At 59.3% G+C, this 18,248-nt stretch carries 20 protein-coding genes, 1 tRNA gene and 1 pseudogene; 21 read left to right on the top strand and 1 reads right to left on the bottom strand.

Annotated elements, in window-relative coordinates; genetic code table 11:
* Nucleotides 1-207 carry a SlyX family protein gene (locus AB4N92_RS06290; RefSeq protein ID WP_010208093.1) on the top strand — a complete coding sequence of 69 codons (207 nt, stop codon included), beginning with the start codon at nucleotides 1-3 and terminating at the stop codon, nucleotides 205-207.
* 69 nt (nucleotides 208-276) lie between these two features.
* Here AB4N92_RS06290 and AB4N92_RS06285 read toward each other — a convergent pair whose 3' ends face one another.
* Nucleotides 277-879, bottom strand: coding sequence for a cold-shock protein (locus AB4N92_RS06285; RefSeq protein WP_010208095.1), 603 nt, complete (start codon nucleotides 877-879; stop codon nucleotides 277-279).
* Nucleotides 880-1,294: 415 nt separating this feature from the next.
* Between AB4N92_RS06285 and AB4N92_RS06280 the strand changes: the two genes are divergently transcribed.
* The 20 genes and pseudogenes from AB4N92_RS06280 to nadA all read left to right on the top strand — a co-directional run bounded on the left by AB4N92_RS06280 (nucleotide 1,295) and on the right by nadA (nucleotide 18,236).
* Nucleotides 1,295-1,768 carry a Dps family protein gene (locus AB4N92_RS06280; protein WP_010208097.1) on the top strand — a complete coding sequence of 158 codons (474 nt, stop codon included), beginning with the start codon at nucleotides 1,295-1,297 and terminating at the stop codon, nucleotides 1,766-1,768.
* A 180-nt stretch (nucleotides 1,769-1,948) separates the two neighbouring features.
* Nucleotides 1,949-2,281: a ribbon-helix-helix domain-containing protein gene (locus AB4N92_RS06275; RefSeq protein WP_010208100.1), complete on the top strand. Its 333-nt coding sequence runs from the start codon at nucleotides 1,949-1,951 to the stop codon at nucleotides 2,279-2,281.
* 168 nt (nucleotides 2,282-2,449) lie between these two features.
* Nucleotides 2,450-2,671, top strand: coding sequence for an FmdB family zinc ribbon protein (locus AB4N92_RS06270; RefSeq protein WP_010208103.1), 222 nt, complete (start codon nucleotides 2,450-2,452; stop codon nucleotides 2,669-2,671).
* Between the two features lie 107 nt (nucleotides 2,672-2,778).
* Entirely contained in the window at nucleotides 2,779-4,554 is a 1,776-nt protein-coding gene (gene aspS, locus AB4N92_RS06265) for an aspartate--tRNA ligase (RefSeq protein ID WP_021491234.1), read from the top strand.
* Nucleotides 4,555-4,689: 135 nt separating this feature from the next.
* Nucleotides 4,690-5,436 (top strand): YebC/PmpR family DNA-binding transcriptional regulator, encoded by a 747-nt coding sequence (locus AB4N92_RS06260; protein ID WP_010208107.1) that lies wholly within the window; start codon nucleotides 4,690-4,692, stop codon nucleotides 5,434-5,436.
* Between the two features lie 142 nt (nucleotides 5,437-5,578).
* A complete protein-coding gene (ruvC, locus tag AB4N92_RS06255) occupies nucleotides 5,579-6,103 on the top strand; it encodes a crossover junction endodeoxyribonuclease RuvC (RefSeq protein WP_010208108.1) in 525 nt (174 codons plus the stop codon).
* A gap of 67 nt (nucleotides 6,104-6,170) precedes the next feature.
* Complete coding sequence (ruvA, locus tag AB4N92_RS06250) at nucleotides 6,171-6,782, top strand: Holliday junction branch migration protein RuvA (protein ID WP_003193868.1); 612 nt, start codon at nucleotides 6,171-6,173, stop codon at nucleotides 6,780-6,782.
* On the top strand, nucleotides 6,783-7,841 hold the full coding sequence (gene ruvB, locus AB4N92_RS06245) for a Holliday junction branch migration DNA helicase RuvB (RefSeq protein WP_003193867.1): 1,059 nt from the start codon (nucleotides 6,783-6,785) through the stop codon (nucleotides 7,839-7,841).
* A 139-nt stretch (nucleotides 7,842-7,980) separates the two neighbouring features.
* A complete protein-coding gene (gene ybgC, locus AB4N92_RS06240; protein ID WP_010208110.1) occupies nucleotides 7,981-8,436 on the top strand; it encodes a tol-pal system-associated acyl-CoA thioesterase in 456 nt (151 codons plus the stop codon).
* A 1-nt stretch (nucleotide 8,437) separates the two neighbouring features.
* The gene (gene tolQ / locus AB4N92_RS06235) at nucleotides 8,438-9,133 is read left to right on the top strand and encodes a protein TolQ (RefSeq protein ID WP_010208111.1); all 696 of its coding nucleotides are present in this window, start codon (nucleotides 8,438-8,440) and stop codon (nucleotides 9,131-9,133) included.
* Nucleotides 9,134-9,156: 23 nt separating this feature from the next.
* Nucleotides 9,157-9,609, top strand: a complete 453-nt coding sequence (gene tolR / locus AB4N92_RS06230) for a protein TolR (RefSeq protein ID WP_161634127.1) — start codon at nucleotides 9,157-9,159, stop codon at nucleotides 9,607-9,609.
* Complete coding sequence (gene tolA / locus AB4N92_RS06225; protein ID WP_010208113.1) at nucleotides 9,609-10,682, top strand: cell envelope integrity protein TolA; 1,074 nt, start codon at nucleotides 9,609-9,611, stop codon at nucleotides 10,680-10,682. Before tolR ends, tolA begins: the two co-directional genes overlap by 1 nt.
* A gap of 17 nt (nucleotides 10,683-10,699) precedes the next feature.
* Nucleotides 10,700-11,980, top strand: coding sequence for a Tol-Pal system beta propeller repeat protein TolB (gene tolB / locus AB4N92_RS06220; RefSeq protein WP_032864323.1), 1,281 nt, complete (start codon nucleotides 10,700-10,702; stop codon nucleotides 11,978-11,980).
* Nucleotides 11,981-12,035: 55 nt separating this feature from the next.
* Nucleotides 12,036-12,536: a peptidoglycan-associated lipoprotein Pal gene (gene pal / locus AB4N92_RS06215; protein ID WP_003209827.1), complete on the top strand. Its 501-nt coding sequence runs from the start codon at nucleotides 12,036-12,038 to the stop codon at nucleotides 12,534-12,536.
* Nucleotides 12,537-12,542: 6 nt separating this feature from the next.
* A pseudogene (ybgF, locus tag AB4N92_RS06210) lies at nucleotides 12,543-13,375 on the top strand (tol-pal system protein YbgF).
* Between the two features lie 164 nt (nucleotides 13,376-13,539).
* Nucleotides 13,540-14,187, top strand: a complete 648-nt coding sequence (gene queE, locus AB4N92_RS06205; RefSeq protein WP_010208116.1) for a 7-carboxy-7-deazaguanine synthase QueE — start codon at nucleotides 13,540-13,542, stop codon at nucleotides 14,185-14,187.
* 16 nt (nucleotides 14,188-14,203) lie between these two features.
* Complete coding sequence (gene queC, locus AB4N92_RS06200) at nucleotides 14,204-14,878, top strand: 7-cyano-7-deazaguanine synthase QueC (RefSeq protein WP_029529046.1); 675 nt, start codon at nucleotides 14,204-14,206, stop codon at nucleotides 14,876-14,878.
* 63 nt (nucleotides 14,879-14,941) lie between these two features.
* A tRNA-Lys gene (locus AB4N92_RS06195) sits at nucleotides 14,942-15,017 on the top strand.
* A gap of 350 nt (nucleotides 15,018-15,367) precedes the next feature.
* The gene (locus tag AB4N92_RS06190; protein WP_236266849.1) at nucleotides 15,368-16,942 is read left to right on the top strand and encodes a lactate dehydrogenase; all 1,575 of its coding nucleotides are present in this window, start codon (nucleotides 15,368-15,370) and stop codon (nucleotides 16,940-16,942) included.
* 235 nt (nucleotides 16,943-17,177) lie between these two features.
* A complete protein-coding gene (gene nadA / locus AB4N92_RS06185; protein ID WP_021491239.1) occupies nucleotides 17,178-18,236 on the top strand; it encodes a quinolinate synthase NadA in 1,059 nt (352 codons plus the stop codon).
* Nucleotides 18,237-18,248 lie beyond the last annotated feature (12 nt).

Raw genomic sequence — 18,248 nt, 5'->3', positions numbered from 1 at the left:
ATGGATCTGCAAGACCGCGTCAACGATCTGGAAAGCCGCCTGGCTTTCCAGGACGACACCATCGAGACCCTCAATGACATCCTTGTCACCCAGCAGCGGGCCGTCGAGCGCCTGCAACTGCAGATGACCGCGCTGCTCAAGCGCCAGGAAGAAATGGGCGGTCAGTTCGAAACGTCCGAAGAAGAAGCGCCGCCGCCTCACTATTAATAGGCATGCATAAAAAAACCGCGACCCAGCTGAGCTGGATCGCGGTTTTTTTTGCTGCGAAGGCGGGTATCAGCGACGCGGCAGTGCAGCGATCACGTCTTCAGCCTGCAGGCCTTTGTCGCGATTCATGACGGAGAACTCCACGCGCTGGCCTTCCACCAGGACACGATGGCCTTCGCCGCGAATAGCCCGGAAGTGGACGAAGATATCGTCGCCCGAATCGCGGGAAATAAAGCCGAAGCCTTTGGACGTGTTGAACCACTTGACGGTACCGGTATCCCGATTGGTCATGTCGTAGGTTTGCGACGAGGCCGCAGGGGACGAACGGTAGAAGCTGATGGCCAGGTGAAGAACAATGGCGACCACAGCAATCACCAGGCTGAGCAGGATGGCCGGGTGGCCACCGACTTCAGGCATAGGTGCCAGGAGGGTGAGGGTTTGTACGACAACAGTCAGCACCAGCAGCGCGCTGACCAGGTTTTGCAGTTGATGACGCGTGCCTTTGTTCCAGTAAGGGATCACCGGTGCCAGCGTCAGGTTAAGAAGGCCGAACAAGGCCAGGTACAGAGCGTCGTTTTGTTCCAGATACGGCAGGCTTTCAGGCTGCAGGCTCGGGATAAAGGACAGCAGCAAAGCTGCAACGCCCGTTAGCAGGTGGACGATTTTCAACATTTTGATTAACTCACGTTAAGACGGATCACAAGGAAGAGCTGACTGGCACGGTTCGCTTCTGAACAATGGGAGGCGTTGGGCACGTGCGCGGGGTATCAGCCTATGTCGCTGCCGCAGAAAGTAACGGCGACGACACGCAGCCTATTTAACAGCAAAGGCTGTGCCTACTCAAATCAAGCATTTCGGGCTGTTGCAAGGACGACGGCATTTCTGCGTCAAACGCTTGTCCTAGACACGTGGGGGCTTTTCAAACGGCCTGTTCGGACATTTCCCGCGTGGACCGAAGGCTTGGATTGTGTCGTGTTGGCAGGCCAAGGCGGGGCGAATTGCCGCGCCGGGCTGCGGATCCACGGCACACTTGCTAGAGTGGTCCTGCACCTGATCAATGAATGCTTGTCAATTGAAGGGGATAAACATGGCAATCGATATCGGTATCAGTGAAGAAGATCGTAAATCCATCGTCGATGGGCTTTCGCGACTGCTTTCCGATACCTATGTACTGTACCTGAAGACCCATAACTTCCATTGGAACGTCACGGGGCCGATGTTCCGCACGCTGCACTTGATGTTCGAAGAGCAGTACAACGAGCTGGCGTTGGCTGTGGACTCCATTGCCGAGCGTATCCGTGCGTTGGGTTTCCCGGCACCAGGTGCCTACTCCATCTATGCCCGTCTTTCTTCCATCAAGGAAGAAGAAGGCGTGCCGAGTGCTGAAGACATGATCAAGCAACTGGTAGAAGGCCAGGAGGCGGTCACTCGGACTGCGCGCGGCATCTTCCCGCTGCTCGACAAGGTCAGCGATGAGCCGACGGCCGACCTGTTGACCCAGCGCATGCAGGTTCACGAGAAAACGGCGTGGATGCTGCGTTCCCTCCTCGAAAGTCAGTAAACCACTGCCCTGGGCGGCGCCTTCCCGGCGCCGCTCGCTTGTTTCCACGCATTTCCTGGCGTTGTCCTACGCCTATCAACGTCGCGTCTTCTGGCTGCTGCACTCTGCCTGCTGTTTGATAAGGCCATTGCCCAATGGGACAACCCATGGGCGGCTGTTTGGCAATGGAGTGTCAGGTGTATGTCACGCGGAGTGGGTAATGGAGTCATGGAAAACGGTGGTTTTCATAAGGTAAAGGTCGACCCCTTTGTAAAAGGGTTCGACATGGGATTGGCCAAGCCATTGTCCCGGTCGGTGAGGCTCAATGGGTTTTCCACGTGCCTGCGGCTGGAGCAGATCTATTGGAATATCCTCACGGAAATCGCCAGGATCAACGCCTGCTCAGTCAGTGCGTTGCTGTCTTATGTGGATCGGGAAGTGCACTTGCGTCATGGCGGCGTGAAGAACTTCAGTGGGTTGGTCAGGGTGGTGTGTGTGGTTCACGCCCTGAAAGAGCGTGTTGAAGCGTCGTAATCACCCGGCTTCGGGGTCGGCCCTTCTTCAAGGTGGGGGTGGCCCCTGGGCAGAAAGCCGGCTGCGCTGCCTCGATTTACCAGATATAATCCCGCGCTTTGCTGCGCGTGCCGGGGTTATCTCGTAGCAGGCGTGGCGCAGTAACGTTCTGATCGCCGAGACATCGCCATGCCCATGTACGACTATCAATGTGCTTCCTGTGGTCATCAGTTGGAAGCCATTCAGAAGATCAGCGCCGCGCCGCTGGTCGATTGCCCGGCCTGCCAAGCGCCGGAGCTCAAGAAAATGTTGTCCATGCCAGGCTTCCGCCTGAGCGGCAGCGGCTGGTACGAGACCGATTTCAAGACCGGCTCGAAGAAGAACCTGGCGGGCGGCGACAAAGCAGACTGAGTTGAACTCTACGCGCAGGCTCCTGCATTATCCGTCCCCTGCTTTAATGTACGGTGACGAGGCAAGCCTCCACCGAATTTCGAATTACGAGAAGTGAAACCACTACCATGATGCGCAGCCACTATTGCGGCCAACTGAACGAGACCCTGGAAGGTCAGGAAATCACCCTTTGCGGATGGGTTCACCGTCGCCGCGACCACGGCGGGGTGATCTTCCTCGACATCCGTGATCGTGATGGTCTGGCCCAGGTGGTGTTCGACCCGGATCGTGCCGAAAGCTTCGCCGCTGCCGACCGCGTGCGCAGCGAATACGTCGTGAAGATCACCGGCAAGGTACGTCTGCGTCCGGCCGGTGCCGTGAACAAGAACATGGCGTCCGGCGGCATCGAAGTGCTGGGCTATGAATTGGAAGTGCTGAACGAATCGGAAACCCCGCCGTTCCCACTCAACGAATACTCCGACGTGGGCGAAGAAACCCGCCTGCGCTACCGCTTCCTGGACCTGCGTCGTCCGGAAATGGCCGAGAAGCTGCGCCTGCGCTCGCGCATGACCACCAGCATCCGCCGCTTCCTCGACGAAAACGGCTTCCTGGACGTTGAAACGCCGATCCTGACCCGGGCCACCCCGGAAGGCGCGCGTGACTACCTGGTGCCGAGCCGTACTCATGCCGGTTCGTTCTTCGCCCTGCCGCAATCGCCGCAGCTGTTCAAGCAACTGCTGATGGTGGCCGGCTTCGACCGTTACTACCAGATTGCCAAATGCTTCCGTGACGAAGACCTGCGCGCCGACCGCCAGCCGGAATTCACCCAGATCGACATCGAGACCAGCTTCCTCGATGAAAAAGAGATCATGGGCCTGACCGAGCAGATGATCCGCAACCTGTTCAAGGAAGTGCTGGACCTGGAATTCGGCGACTTCCCGCACATGACCTTCGAAGAAGCCATGCGCCGCTACGGTTCCGACAAGCCCGACCTGCGTAACCCGCTGGAACTGGTGGACGTGGCCGACCAACTCAAAGAAGTCGACTTCAAGGTATTCAGCGGCCCGGCCAACGATCCGAAATGCCGCATCGCCGCCCTGCGCGTGCCTGGCGGCGCGAGCATGCCGCGCAAGCAGATCGACGACTACACCAAGTTCGTCGGTATCTACGGTGCCAAAGGCCTGGCGTACATCAAGGTCAACGAGCGCGCCAACGGTGTTGATGGCCTGCAATCACCGATCGTTAAAAACATTCCACTCGACAACCTGAACGCGATCCTCGACCGCGTCGGTGCAGTCGACGGCGACATCGTGTTCTTCGGCGCCGACAAGGCCAAGATCGTCAGCGAGGCCCTGGGCGCGCTGCGGATCAAGCTGGGTCACGACCTGAACCTGCTGACCTGTGAGTGGGCCCCGATGTGGGTCGTTGACTTCCCGATGTTCGAAGAGAACGACGACGGCAGCTTCAGCGCCTTGCACCACCCGTTCACCGCGCCGAAGTGCTCCCCGGCTGAGCTGGAAGCCAACCCGGCTGGCGCTCTGTCCCGCGCCTACGACATGGTGCTCAACGGCACCGAGTTGGGTGGCGGTTCGATCCGTATCCACCGCAAGGAGATGCAACAAGCGGTATTCCGCCTGTTGGGCATCAACGAAGCGGAACAGGAAGAGAAGTTCGGCTTCCTGCTCGACGCCCTGAAATACGGCGCGCCGCCGCACGGTGGCCTGGCGTTCGGCCTGGACCGTCTGGTGATGCTGATGACCGGCGCCCAGTCGATCCGTGAAGTGATCGCCTTCCCGAAAACCCAGAGCGCTGCGGACGTCATGACCCAGGCTCCAGGTGTGGTGGATGCCAAGGCACTGCGCGAGCTGCACATCCGCCTGCGCGAGACGCCGAAGGCTGAGTAAGGCTGCTGCGTGAAAGCGCACTGAGGTTTACGCAGTCTAAAAAGGCGCATCTTCGGATGCGCCTTTGCGTTAAAGGACTACCTCCCGCCCAGGGCGGGGTTGATCAAGGTTTCTACAGAATTTCGGAGTTGTGTTATGGCTGGCCATTCCAAGTGGGCGAACATCAAGCACCGCAAAGAGCGTCAGGATGCCAAGAAAGGCAAGATCTTCACCAAGTGGATCCGCGAGCTGACCGTCGCCGCCCGGCAGGGCGGGGGTGATCCAGGCTCCAACCCGCGTCTGCGTCTGGCGCTGGACAAGGCCCTTGGCGCCAACATGAGCCGCGACATCATCGATCGCGCCGTGGCCCGTGGCGCCGGTGCTGCCGATACCGACGACATGGTCGAGCTGAGCTACGAAGGCTACGGCCCGGGCGGCGTGGCGGTGATGGTCGAGTGCATGACCGACAACCGCAACCGCACCGCGGCAGCCGTGCGCCATGCGTTCAGCAAGTGCGGTGGCAACCTCGGCACCGACGGTTCGGTGGCTTACCTGTTCGAGCGCAAAGGGCAGATCACCTTCGCCCCAGGCACCGATGAAGACGCGCTGATGGAAGCCGCCATGGAGGCGGATGCCGACGACGTAGTGACTAACGAAGATGGCTCCATTGACGTGTTCACTTCGTTTGCTGGTTTCTATGCCGTGCGCAACGCGCTGGAAGCGGCGGGTTTCAAAGGCACCGACGCGGAAATCGTGATGCTGCCGACCACCAGTGCCGAACTGGACCTGGACGGTGCGCAGAAAGTGCTGAAGATGCTGGATATGCTTGAAGACCTGGATGATGTGCAAAACGTGTATTCCAACGCCGACATCCCGGAAGAAGTGGCCGAACAGCTCACCTAAGAACGATGAAAATCCAGTGTGGGAGCGGGCTTGCTCGCGAAAGCGGACTTTCAGTCGATGCATCAGGTGACTGACACACCGTATTCGCGAGCAAGCCCGCTCCCACATTGGATCTATGTGTATCCACAGAACTGCAGGCGTTATGACTTTAATCCTAGGTATCGACCCCGGTTCGCGCATTACCGGTTTTGGCGTGGTGCAACAGACCCCGCGCGGCTGTGTCTACGTCGCCTCGGGCTGCATCCGCACCGGCGCGGGTGAATTGGCCGACCGCTTGCAGATCGTCTATCGCGGCGTACGCGAAGTCATCCAGACCTATGGCCCGGTTACCATGGGCATCGAAAAGGTGTTCATGGCCAAGAATGCCGACTCGGCATTGAAGCTTGGCCAGGCCCGTGGTGCTGCGATCGTGGCGGGTGCCGAGGAGGGCATGGAGATCGCCGAATACACCGCGACCCAGGTCAAACAGGCGGTTGTCGGTACCGGCGCAGCCAATAAAGAGCAGGTGCAGATGATGGTCATGCACATGCTCAAGCTCACCTCAAAACCGCAGATCGACGCCTCCGACGCCCTGGCCATCGCCATTTGCCATGCCCACACCCGCTCCAGTCTGCTGCCCCATGGCCTGGGTACGGCACGCAGTCGTGGCGGGCGCCTGCGTCTCTGATAGCATCAGCGCAATCGTAATTTCCGGTCAGGCCTTGATCTGACCCCAAGCTTTAAGGATCTGAACCGTGATTGGACGCTTGCGCGGCACCCTGGCTGAGAAACAGCCGCCGCACCTGATTCTGGATGTGAATGGGCTGGGGTATGAGCTGGAAGTGCCCATGACCACCCTGTATCGCCTACCGTCGGTCGGTGAGCCGATTACCCTGCACACCCACTTGGTGGTGCGCGAAGACGCACAACTACTCTATGGTTTCATCGGCAAGCGCGACCGCGACTTCTTCCGTGAACTGATCCGCCTCAACGGGGTGGGCCCGAAACTGGCCCTGGCCTTGATGTCGAGCCTGGAAGTGGATGAACTGGTGCGCGCCGTTTCGGCCCAGGACACCTCCGCGCTGACCAAGGTGCCGGGCGTCGGCAAGAAGACCGCTGAGCGCCTGCTGGTGGAGCTCAAGGACCGCTTCAAGGCTTGGGAAGTGGTGCCGAGCATGTTTGCCCTGGTGCCAAACCAGCCGGATATGCCGGCGGCGCAGGTCGCCAGCGCCGAAAGCGATGCCGTCAACGCGCTGATTTCCTTGGGCTACAAGCCGCAGGAAGCCAGCAAGGCGGTGTCGGCCATCAAGGACAAGAACCTGAGTGCCGAAGACATGATCCGCCGCGCCCTGAAGGGAATGATTTAAGTGATTGAAGCTGATCGTCTGATTGCAGCCACTGGCCCGCGCGACCGTGAAGAGGTCCAGGACCGCGCTATCCGCCCCCTGAGCCTGGCCGAATACATCGGCCAGCCCACCGTGCGCGAGCAGATGGAGTTGTTCATCCAGGCTGCGCGCGGGCGCAGTGAGTCCCTGGACCACACGCTGATCTTCGGTCCGCCGGGCTTGGGCAAAACGACACTGGCCAATATCATCGCCCAGGAAATGGGCGTGTCGATCAAGTCCACCTCCGGCCCGGTGCTGGAGCGTCCGGGTGATCTGGCGGCGTTGCTGACCAACCTTGAACCCCACGATGTGCTGTTTATTGACGAGATCCACCGACTCTCGCCGATCGTCGAGGAAGTGTTGTACCCGGCAATGGAGGACTTCCAGCTCGACATCATGATCGGTGAAGGGCCTGCGGCCCGGTCTATCAAGCTCGACCTGCCACCGTTCACGCTGGTGGGCGCCACCACCCGCGCGGGCATGTTGACCAACCCGCTGCGAGACCGTTTCGGCATTGTTCAACGTCTAGAGTTCTATAGCACTGCGGACCTTGCGACCATCGTCAGCCGTTCGGCCAGTATTCTCGGTTTGCCGCTGGACCCTGAGGGCGCGTTTGAAATCGCCCGCCGGGCCCGCGGTACGCCACGTATTGCCAACCGTTTGCTGCGTCGCGTGCGCGACTTTGCCGAGGTGCGGGCCAAGGGACATATCACCAAGGCCGTGGCCGACCTGGCCTTGAACCTTTTGGATGTGGATGAGCATGGCTTCGATCACCAGGATCGGCGTCTACTCTTGACCATGATCGAGAAGTTCGACGGAGGGCCGGTGGGGGTCGATAGCCTGGCGGCGGCCATCAGTGAGGAGCGCCATACCATCGAGGATGTGCTGGAACCGTATCTGATCCAGCAGGGTTACATCATGCGTACCCCGAGGGGGCGAGTCGTCACGCGCCACGCCTATCTGCACTTCGGGTTAAACATTCCGTCACGATTGGGCGAAATGCCTGTAGTAGACGAATTCCTCGATGCAGTGGACGATTAAAAGCTTCACGCCAGACGATTTATCCTAGGTTTGTGCTGTCCTAGTGGCTGGTGTCGTCATTCAGTCAGTAGAAAAGTTTCAGACAACGAAAAAACAGTTGCCCAGCCGGATTGGCAACCTGAGGAGTAAGCACTAGAGTATGCGCGCGCAAAACGGGGATCAGTCGTTCGCACATCGCTGTCGCGTTTATTACGAGGACACCGATGCCGGCGGCATCGTGTATTACGTCAACTACCTCAAGTTCATGGAGCGGGCTCGAACCGAGCGGCTACGGGAGCTGGGCTTTGCCCAATCCCAGCTGGCAGGGGAGGACCTGTTATTCGTCGTGCATTCCAGCGAGGCGCGGTATCACGCGCCGGCGCGGCTGGACGACGAGTTGTTGGTCAGCGCTGAAGTAATCGAATTGAACCGTGTCAGCCTGCGTTTCAAGCAGCAGGTCAGGCGGGCAACGGATGCAACGCTGCTCTGTGAGGGGCAGTTCCTGGTGGCCTGTGTGCGCACCAATAGTTTGAAACCCCGGGCCATTCCCGAAGCTTTACGTTCGGCCTTTGCCGACGTAAGCGGCGCGGGTAAACAATCAAAGCAGGAGATTTAGCGTGGAACCTACCGTCGTCGACCATTCCTCCATGTGGAGCCTGGTCAGCAATGCCAGTGTCGTGGTTCAACTGGTCATGCTGACCCTGGTAGCCGCATCGGTTACCTCTTGGGTCATGATTTTTCAGCGCAGCAACCTGCTGCGTGCTGGTCGACGTGCCCTGGAGAGCTTTGAAGAGCGCTTCTGGTCGGGTATCGACCTGTCCAAGCTGTACCGTCAGGCGGGCAGCAACCCGGACCCGGATTCGGGCGTCGAGCAGATCTTCCGCGCCGGCTTCAAGGAATTCTCCCGTCTGCGCCAGCAGCCAGGCGTTGACCCGGAAGCCGTGATGGAAGGCGTGGCCCGTGCCATGCGCGTCGCCATTTCCCGTGAAGAAGAGAAGCTTGAGCAAAGCTTGCCGTTCCTCGCCACCGTGGGTTCAGTCAGCCCGTACATCGGCCTGTTCGGTACCGTATGGGGCATCATGAACTCCTTCCGCGGCCTCGCCCAGGCCCAGCAAGCGACGCTGGCCACCGTGGCCCCGGGTATCGCCGAAGCCCTGATCGCCACCGCGATCGGCCTGTTCGCTGCGATCCCGGCCGTCATCGCCTACAACCGTTTTGCTGCTCGCGGCGAGAACCTGATTGGCCGTTACTACACCTTCGCCGATGAATTCCAGGCGATCCTGCACCGTAAAGTGCACACCAGCGAAGAATAAGCAGGTATCTCACGATGGCTTTAATCACTCGAGCTCGAACCAAGCGCAAGCCGGTCGCCGAGATGAACGTAGTGCCTTACATCGACGTGATGCTGGTGCTGCTGGTTATCTTCATGGTGACCGCGCCGATGCTCAATCAGGGTGTGAAGGTTGACCTGCCCAAGGTTTCCAGCGAAGCCTTGCCACAGGACAACAACACCCAGGTGCTGACCATTTCGATCAAGTCCGACAAGACCTATTACTGGAACCTTGGCAGCGAAGTCGACACGCAGAAGCAACAGGACAAGGCCTTGACCTTGCCGGCGATGACCGACGCGGTGACCAAGATCATTCGCTCCGGCAATGAAGGCGGCAAGCACACCCAGGTCTTCATCCGCGGTGACAAGGCGGTCGACTACGGCTCCGTCATGGGCGCCATGGGCGGGCTGCAAAAGGCCGGCGTGGGCAACGTTGGCTTGATTACCGAGGCGCCCTGATGCAGCAACAGCGAGAGCCGTCCGCCTCGGAAAGCTACTTCTGGCCTAGCGTCTGGGCAATTGCCCTGCACGTCCTGGTGTTTGGCATGCTGTTCGTCAGCTTTGCCATGACCCCGGACCTGCCGCCAGCCAAGCCGATCGTGCAGGCGACCCTGTATCAGCTGAAATCGAAAAGTCAGGCCACCACCCAGACCAATCAGAAGATTGCGGGTGAGGCCCAGAAGTCGGCCGCGCGCCAGACTGAAGTCGAACAGATGGAACAGAAGAAGGTCGAGCAGGAAGCGGTGAAGGCTGCTGCGGAACAAAAGAAAGAAGAGGCGGCTCAAAAGGCCGAGGAATCGAAAAAGGCTGATGAAGCTAAGAAAGCGGACGAGGCGAAAAAGGCCGATGAAGCCAAGAAAGCCGAGAAAGCTGCCGAAGCCAAAAAGGCCGAAGAGAAACAATTGGCTGATATAGCCAAGAAGAAGTCTGAAGAAGAAGCCAAAAAAGCGGCTGAAGAAGAGGCCAAGAAAAAGGCCGCTGAAGACGCCAAGAAGAAAATAGTCGAAGACGCGAAGAAGAAAGCCGCCGAAGACGCCAAGAAAAAAGCTGAAGCAGACGAGGCGAAGAAAAAAGTCGCCGACGACGCGAAGAAGAAAGCTGCCGCCGATGCCAGCAAGAAAAAGGCCCAGGAAGCAGCGCGCAAATCCGCCGAAGAGAAAAAGGCCCAGGCCTTGGCAGACTTGCTCTCCGACACGCCGCAGCGTCAGCAAGCCTTGGCCGATGAACGTGGCGATGAAGTCGCGGGCAGTTTCGACGACCTGATTCGGGCGCGCGCAGCAGAGGGTTGGACACGTCCACCTTCGGCACGCAAAGGCATGACAGTAGTGCTGCAGATCGGCATGTTGCCGGACGGTACGGTGACTTCGGTCAGCGTGTCCAAGTCCAGTGGTGACGGTTCGTTCGACAGTTCGGCGGTTGCCGCGGTCAAGAACATTGGCCGGTTGACCGAGATGCAGGGAATGAAACCAAGCGACTTCGCTCCCTATCGTTCATTCAAGATGACATTCACACCTGAGGATCTAGCCTTGTGAGAAACCTTCTTCGAGGAATGCTTGTCGTTATTTGCTGTATGGCAGGGATAGCGGCGGCGGATGAAAAGAACATTCTGGTTACCAGCGGTAGCGATCGGGCCACCCCGATCGCGGTAGTACCGTTCGGCTGGCAGGGCGGCAGCGTGCTGCCGGACGACATGGCCCAGATCGTCAGCGACGACCTGCGCAACTCCGGCTACTACGCACCGATTCCAAAAGGCAACATGATCAGCCAGCCGAACCAGGCCAGCGAAGTCGTGTTCCGTGACTGGAAAGCGGTGGGCGCACAGTACCTGATGGTCGGCAACATCACGCCGGCCGGTGGTCGTCTGCAAATCACCTACACCTTGTTCAACGTGGCGACCGAGCAGCAAGTGCTGACCGGTAGCGTGTCGGGTACTGCCGAGCAGATCCGCGACATGGCCCACTACATTTCGGACCAGTCGTTTGAGAAGCTCACCGGTATCAAGGGTGCTTTCTCGACGCGTCTGCTGTACGTAACGGCTGAACGTTTCTCCGTAGACAACACTCGTTACACTTTGCAGCGTTCGGACTACGACGGTGCACGGGCTGTGACCTTGCTGCAATCCCGTGAGCCCATCCTGTCGCCGCGCTTCGCGCCGGACGGCAAGCGTATTGCCTATGTGTCCTTCGAACAGAAGCGTCCGCGTATCTTCGTCCAGCACATCGATACTGGCCGTCGTGAGCAGATCACCAACTTCGAAGGCCTCAACGGTGCACCGGCCTGGTCGCCGGATGGCTCGCGCCTGGCATTCGTGCTGTCCAAGGATGGCAACCCGGACATCTACGTGATGAACATGGCTTCGCGCCAGATCTCCCGCGTAACCAGTGGCCCTGGCATCAACACCGAGCCGTTCTGGGGCAAGGATGGTTCGACCATCTACTTCACCTCTGATCGGGGCGGCAAGCCTCAGGTCTACAAGGCGAATGTGAATGGTGGTGGTGCAGAGCGCGTTACTTTCATCGGTAACTACAACGCCAACCCTAAACTGTCGGCAGATGAAAAGACGTTGGTGATGATTCACCGTCAGGATGGTTTCACTAATTTCCGGGTTGCGGCCCAGGATTTGCAGCGTGGCACCGTAAAAATCCTCACAGATACCAACCTTGATGAGTCAGCCACTGTTGCGCCCAACGGCACCATGGTAATCTACGCCACCCGCCAGCAGGGCCGGGGAGTCTTGATGCTCGTGTCCATTAATGGACGCGTAAGGCTCCCACTTCCTACCGCACAAGGCGAAGTCAGAGAACCATCCTGGTCCCCTTACCTGAACTGACGCGGCGCTACAAAAAGATTTGCTTAACACACTGGGGTTCATTAGGAGTTTCACGATGGAAATGCTGAAGTTTGGTAAGTTTGCTGCTCTGGCTCTGGCTCTGTCCGTAGCCGTTGGTTGCTCGTCTAAAGGCGGCGACAATGCCGGTGAAGGCGCAGCTGTTGATCCAAACGCTGGTTACGGCGCTAACACTGGTGCGGTTGACGGCTCCCTGAGCGAAGAAGCTGCTCTGCGCGCTATCACCACTTTCTACTTCGAATACGACAGTTCGGACCTGAAGCCAGAAGCCATGCGCGCTCTGGACGTTCACGCGAAGGACCTGAAAGCTAACGGCGCTCGCGTTGTTCTGGAAGGTAACACTGACGAACGTGGTACTCGTGAGTACAACATGGCACTGGGCGAGCGTCGTGCGAAAGCCGTTCAGCGCTACCTGGTACTGCAAGGTGTTGCTCCAGGCCAACTGGAACTGGTTTCCTACGGTAAAGAGCGTCCAGTTGCTACTGGCCACGACGAGCAGTCCTGGGCTCAAAACCGTCGCGTCGAACTGCGTAAGTAATTCGTCATGCGAACGTGCCGTCGTGCTCTAACTGTATTGGCTCTCAGCCTCGCGCCGCTTGCGGTGTGGGCTGCGGTTCCTGTGGAAGATAGCAACTCTGGCTATAACAATAGCGGGAGCAGTTATCCGCCAGCGGGTTATGGCACGAACGGCGCCTATGCGGGGGAGCGGCTACGTCCGCTCCCTCGGCACAGGGCGAACTGTTCAACCAGCTGCAACGCATGCAGGATCAAATCGCGCAGCAACAAGGCGCCATTGAAGTACTGCAGAACCAAGTGAACCAGCTGAAGCAAGAAGGCCTGGAGCGTTACCAGGATCTTGATCGACGCATTGGAGCCGGCGTTCAACCTGCCGCAACTCCTGATAATTCTTCTGCCGGTGGCGCGCCAAGCGCTGCTGCCGGTGGTGCAGCAGCAGGGGCGGCTGCCAGCCAAGCCCCTGCCGCGAGCAGCGAACCGGGTGATCCGGCGAAAGAAAAGCTGTATTACGATGCAGCCTTCGACCTGATCAAAGCCAAGGATTTCGATAAGGCCAGCCAGGCATTTACCGCTTTCCTGCGCAAATACCCAAACAGCCAGTACGCGGGCAACGCCCAATACTGGTTGGGCGAAGTGAACCTGGCCAAGGGTGATCTGCAGGGCGCGGGCCAGGCATTTGCCAAGGTCAGCCAGCTGTATCCCAAGCACGCCAAGGTGCCGGACTCGCTGTACAAACTCGCTGACGTAGAACGCCGCCTGGGTCATACCGAGAAGGTCAAAGGCATTCTGCAGCAGGTTGTGGCCCAGTATCCGGGGACTTCCGCTGCCCAGTTGGCCCAACGGGATTTGCAGCGCTTGTAAGCGATGCAGCCCGTTGAGAAGAAACCCGCGCCTGGCGCGGGTTTTTTCGTTAGAATCCACGCCCTTTTATGAAACACGCTTTTCGGGGTCTACGCGTTGGCGGGGTCCCTTAAAGTGCCTGACGGAGGCGGACAGCCTGTTTAGCTGTTACGCCCGTGGCGACTATGCAAGACACATTACGTATTACCGAAGTCTTTTACTCGTTGCAGGGTGAAACGCGAACGGCCGGCCTGCCCACAGTCTTTGTGCGCCTGACCGGTTGCCCCCTACGTTGCCAATACTGCGACAGCGCCTACGCCTTCAGTGGTGGCACGGTGCGTACTCTCGATGACATCCTGGAGCAGGTTGCCGGCTACAAGCCGCGTTACGTCTGCGTGACCGGCGGCGAACCGCTGGCCCAGCCCAATGCCATCCCGTTGCTCAAGCAGCTGTGTGATGCCGGCTACGAGGTTTCCCTGGAGACCAGTGGCGCCCTGGACATCTCTGCCGTTGACCCCCGCGTAAGCCGCGTGGTCGACCTCAAGACCCCCGACTCCAAGGAAGCGCATCGTAACCGCTACGAGAACATCGAGCTGCTCACGGCCAACGACCAGGTCAAGTTCGTCATCTGTTCCCGCGACGACTACGACTGGGCGAACTCCAAGCTGATTCAATACGGGCTGGACCGCCGCGCAGGCGAAGTACTGTTCTCGCCAAGTCACCATGACTTGAACGCACGTGACCTCGCCGATTGGGTGGTTGCGGACAATCTACCGGTGCGCCTGCAATTGCAGTTGCATAAATACCTTTGGAACGACGAGCCAGGACGCTGACATGACTGAACAAACACTGGATCAAAAACGCGCGGTAATCCTGCTGTCCGGCGGCCTCGACTCCGCCACCGTGGTGGCTATGGCCCAGGCGCAAGGCTACAGCTGCTACACCATGAGCTTCGACTACGGCCAGCGTCACCGCGCCGAGCTGAACGCCGCTGCCCGTGTCGCCCGTGAGATGGGCGTGGTCGAGCATAAAGTGATTGGCCTTAACCTCAACGGCATCGGCGGCTCCGCGCTGACCGACAGCAGCATCGATGTACCGGAAACGCCCGGCGAAGGCATTCCGGTGACTTACGTGCCGGCCCGTAACACGGTGTTCCTGTCCCTGGCCCTGGGCTGGGCGGAAGTGCTCAATGCTCGCGACATCTTTATCGGCGTCAACGCGGTGGACTACTCCGGTTACCCAGACTGCCGCCCCGAGTTCGTCGAGTCGTTCGAACGCATGGCCAACCTGGCGACCAAGGCCGGTGTAGAAGGGCAGGGCTTCCGCATCCTGGCGCCGCTGCAAAACCTGAGCAAGGCCGATATCGTGAAGGCTGGTGTAGGACTTGGCGTCGATTATTCGCTGACTGTTTCCTGCTATCAGGCAGACGATGACGGCCGTGCTTGTGGGAAATGCGACAGCTGCCGACTGCGTGCAGAAGGCTTCCAAGCCGCCGGAATTACTGACCCAACGCGTTATTTCTGATTTATTTCAAATAAGGTGTTGAATAATCCTTAGAAATCAGTATTATACGCGCCACCACACAGCGGGTCGTTAGCTCAGTTGGTAGAGCAGTTGGCTTTTAACCAATTGGTCGTAGGTTCGAATCCCACACGACCCACCATTTTTGGCGGTTTAGAAAATCCGGAAGGCCCACGCAAGTGAGGATTTCCGGGTTTTTTTTTGCCTGTTTGAATACAGAGAAAGCCCCAGGCATACCTAGTGCCTGGGGCTTTTTTGTAGCCGATCCATAGCCAGGCGCCACGATGGCGTGTCCGATCTCACCGCTCAACGTGGTGGACTGGGCTCGATCACCGAGCAACAGCACTCGCATGACACCTGGTCCCCCCGCCATCGGCGCGGGGTATCGGCTCACCACGCAACTTCTGGCATGGCTCTTTGTTGTCAGCGTGCTGTCAATCGATCGAAGTCTTGGTTAAATTGAACATTATCCAGTTCAAGACAGGGATCGTCATGACTACGCTTTCGCCTATCAGCACCGCCAACACGCTTATCGCCCGGCCGACGGAAACGCCGGCGGCAACCCTGACGCACAACGTTGAAGTCAGCCTGAAGAGGCCATCTTCAGTCGTCAGCCTGGGCAACGTCGTCTCCGATACGCTGTCCGACACCTATTCCCGTCGCGGGCAGTTGCCGGGTCAAGAGACCGTGCGCGCCTGGGAAAGCGACAGCCAGGACACGCTCAGCAAGTCCCTCAACGCCAACTTCAATTCGCAGTCGACGGCCAACCGTTTCAGTGGCCTGGGCGCCGGTCTGGTTGCGCAGTTCGCCAAGGGCGGTGGAGGGATTTCCCAGTCGGTGATGTTCGCGAGTGCCGACCGCGCGGCGAACGCGGGTGAAATCAAGGTTGATCAGAGCCTGCTGCACTCCAAGGCCGACAACCTGATCAGCCTCAGCATCAAGACCGCCAGCGGCAAGACCGTGACCTTCAGCCTCTCTAGCCAGACCGACGGCCTGGGGGTGAAGGCGACAGTGGAGGGGGGCACCTTGAGCGATGAGGAGCTCACGGCTGTTGGCAAGCTGGGCAGCGCTTTCCAGGCCGCCGTGGATGGGTTGACCGCAACGCCGCCGAAGCTCGACCTGAGTCAGCTGACGCAGTTTGATTCCACGTTGCTGGCCTCTGTCGACCTCAGCGCCAAGCTCAAATCCCTGGACGGTCAGGACCTGAGCCTGGCCTTTCACGCCGACAGTCAAAGCCGCACCACCCGCATGAGTGGTCCGCTCGGTGAGTTGAACCTGGCGGTCGACCTGAAAAACACCGCTATCCTCGGCAACGCCAAGCAGCAGGCCAAGGCCCTGCAAAGCTACCTCACCCAGTTCGATCGGGCACAGGCGCGCGGCAGCGCCAAGCCGGAGTTGATGGCGATGTTCAAGGACGCCTTCAGCGCCATGAACAGTCATTATCCACAGGGCGTTTCTTTGCCAGAGGCGCTGACGCGCAACCCGACCGACCAGGGGTTGCTCACTGGCCTGGCTGACTTCAAGGCGTCGATCAAGCAGGCGTCTGATTCGCCCAACCCGATGCGCCCCTCCGAGGTCGACAGCTTTGCCTATGAGGTGTCGCAAAAGACCCGTGTTGGTGGAAGTACCGCGCTGGACCGCAGTGTCAGCCAGGACCAGCAGTCGAGCCTCTCCGCGAGCTTCCACAAGAGCCTCAAGGGCGGTAAGGCGCCTGCTTTGGACGGCACCGCCGAGTCACAGAACTATCTCTACGTGCAGGTGCAGGACAAGGCCAGCAGTTCTGCCAATCTGTCGTACAAGGATGGCCTGCTGACCCATGCCTCGGTATCGCAAGAGGCCAGCCAGAACACCCGTACGCAAAAGTATGTGATGGGCAAGCTGGTGGACGAGACCTACGTGCCGACGCAGGCTGCGGTCAAGCGCGACTACCTGGTGCTGCTTGAATACGCGGCCAACGCCAGCAAGAAGTCCAAGGACGCGTTGGAAGAGTCCACGTTGAAGGATGCGTTGGCGAACATGCATGATTCGGTGATGCTTCAGCAAGAGCCGTCCGCATTGGTGCGCTGATACCGGGAGCGAAAAAGGGAGACCCCAGCCCCGGGGTCTCCCTTTTTTGCCCGGCAAACAGGCGGGCGAATACCAGATTAGGCTTTTGAAACCCTTGGATATTCTGTAGCCTTGCGCAGCTTCACCTTAACCCGTGCTTGATGAACACCATCACTTCGTCCGGCGGCGCCCGAAGGGCTCCAGAGCCGGTGGTACACTCGACTTTCGCGCAACTGCGCCTGCAGGTCTTGCGAACATGACGCAAATTTCCGAACGCCTTCTGGTTCAAGCCCATCTCGACGCCAAGCAGCCCAAGGCCCTCAGCGCCGAGGAAGAGGCGAGCCTGCGTACCGCCATCGCCGCCGAGCTCAAGGCTCAAGACGCGGTGCTGGTTGCCCACTTCTACTGTGATCCGGTGATTCAGGCCCTGGCCGAAGAAACCGGCGGCTGCGTTTCCGACTCCCTGGAAATGGCCCGTTTCGGCGCCGCTCACCCGGCCAAGACCGTCCTGGTCGCTGGCGTGCGTTTCATGGGCGAGACCGCCAAGATCCTCACCCCCGAAAAACGCATCCTCATGCCCACCCTGGAAGCCACGTGTTCCCTGGACCTGGGTTGCCCGGTGGAGGAGTTTTCGGCGTTCTGCGACCAGCATCCCGAGCGCACCGTGGTGGTGTATGCCAACACCTCGGCGGCGGTCAAAGCCCGGGCGGATTGGGTGGTGACGTCGAGTTGCGCGCTGGAAATCGTCGAAAGCCTGATGGACAACGGCGAGACGATTATCTGGGGCCCTGACAAGCACCTGGGGACCTACATCCAGCGTCAGACCGGTGCCGATATGCTGCTGTGGGACGGTGCCTGCATTGTCCACGAAGAGTTCAAGTCCAAGCAGCTTGAAGACATGAAGGCGCTGTACCCGGATGCCGCGATCCTTGTGCACCCCGAGTCGCCGACATCGGTGATCGAATTGGCAGACGCTGTAGGTTCGACCAGCCAATTGATTGCCGCCGCTCAGCGCCTGCCGAACAAGACTTTCATCGTCGCCACCGACCGCGGCATTTTCTACAAGATGCAGCAGCTGTGCCCGGACAAGGTCTTTGTCGAAGCGCCTACCGCTGGCAATGGCGCGGCGTGCCGCAGTTGCGCGCATTGCCCATGGATGGCGATGAACACGCTGGAACGCACGCTGCAGTGCCTGCGCGAGGGTAGTAATGAGATCTTCGTCGAGCCGTCGGTAATCCCGCATGCAGTGCGCCCGCTCAAACGAATGCTCGATTTCACCCAGGCCGCACGTCTCAAGCTCGCCGGCAACGCCTGACCCCGTTGTGAA

The sequence above is a fragment of the Pseudomonas sp. S3_A09 genome (assembly GCF_054668065.1).
Note: the sequence above shows the minus strand (reverse complement) of the source record. Positions and strands in the feature narration are given on the sequence as shown.

Coding starts and splice junctions, on each gene's coding strand:
- AB4N92_RS06290 (WP_010208093.1), top strand. CDS start 1: ATGGATCTGCAAGACCGCGTCAACGATCTGGAAAGCCGCCTGGCTTTC.
- AB4N92_RS06285 (WP_010208095.1), bottom strand. CDS start 879: ATGTTGAAAATCGTCCACCTGCTAACGGGCGTTGCAGCTTTGCTGCTG.
- AB4N92_RS06280 (WP_010208097.1), top strand. CDS start 1,295: ATGGCAATCGATATCGGTATCAGTGAAGAAGATCGTAAATCCATCGTC.
- AB4N92_RS06275 (WP_010208100.1), top strand. CDS start 1,949: ATGTCACGCGGAGTGGGTAATGGAGTCATGGAAAACGGTGGTTTTCAT.
- AB4N92_RS06270 (WP_010208103.1), top strand. CDS start 2,450: ATGCCCATGTACGACTATCAATGTGCTTCCTGTGGTCATCAGTTGGAA.
- aspS (WP_021491234.1), top strand. CDS start 2,779: ATGATGCGCAGCCACTATTGCGGCCAACTGAACGAGACCCTGGAAGGT.
- AB4N92_RS06260 (WP_010208107.1), top strand. CDS start 4,690: ATGGCTGGCCATTCCAAGTGGGCGAACATCAAGCACCGCAAAGAGCGT.
- ruvC (WP_010208108.1), top strand. CDS start 5,579: ATGACTTTAATCCTAGGTATCGACCCCGGTTCGCGCATTACCGGTTTT.
- ybgC (WP_010208110.1), top strand. CDS start 7,981: ATGCGCGCGCAAAACGGGGATCAGTCGTTCGCACATCGCTGTCGCGTT.
- tolA (WP_010208113.1), top strand. CDS start 9,609: ATGCAGCAACAGCGAGAGCCGTCCGCCTCGGAAAGCTACTTCTGGCCT.
- tolB (WP_032864323.1), top strand. CDS start 10,700: ATGCTTGTCGTTATTTGCTGTATGGCAGGGATAGCGGCGGCGGATGAA.
- pal (WP_003209827.1), top strand. CDS start 12,036: ATGGAAATGCTGAAGTTTGGTAAGTTTGCTGCTCTGGCTCTGGCTCTG.
- queE (WP_010208116.1), top strand. CDS start 13,540: ATGCAAGACACATTACGTATTACCGAAGTCTTTTACTCGTTGCAGGGT.
- AB4N92_RS06190 (WP_236266849.1), top strand. CDS start 15,368: ATGACTACGCTTTCGCCTATCAGCACCGCCAACACGCTTATCGCCCGG.
- nadA (WP_021491239.1), top strand. CDS start 17,178: ATGACGCAAATTTCCGAACGCCTTCTGGTTCAAGCCCATCTCGACGCC.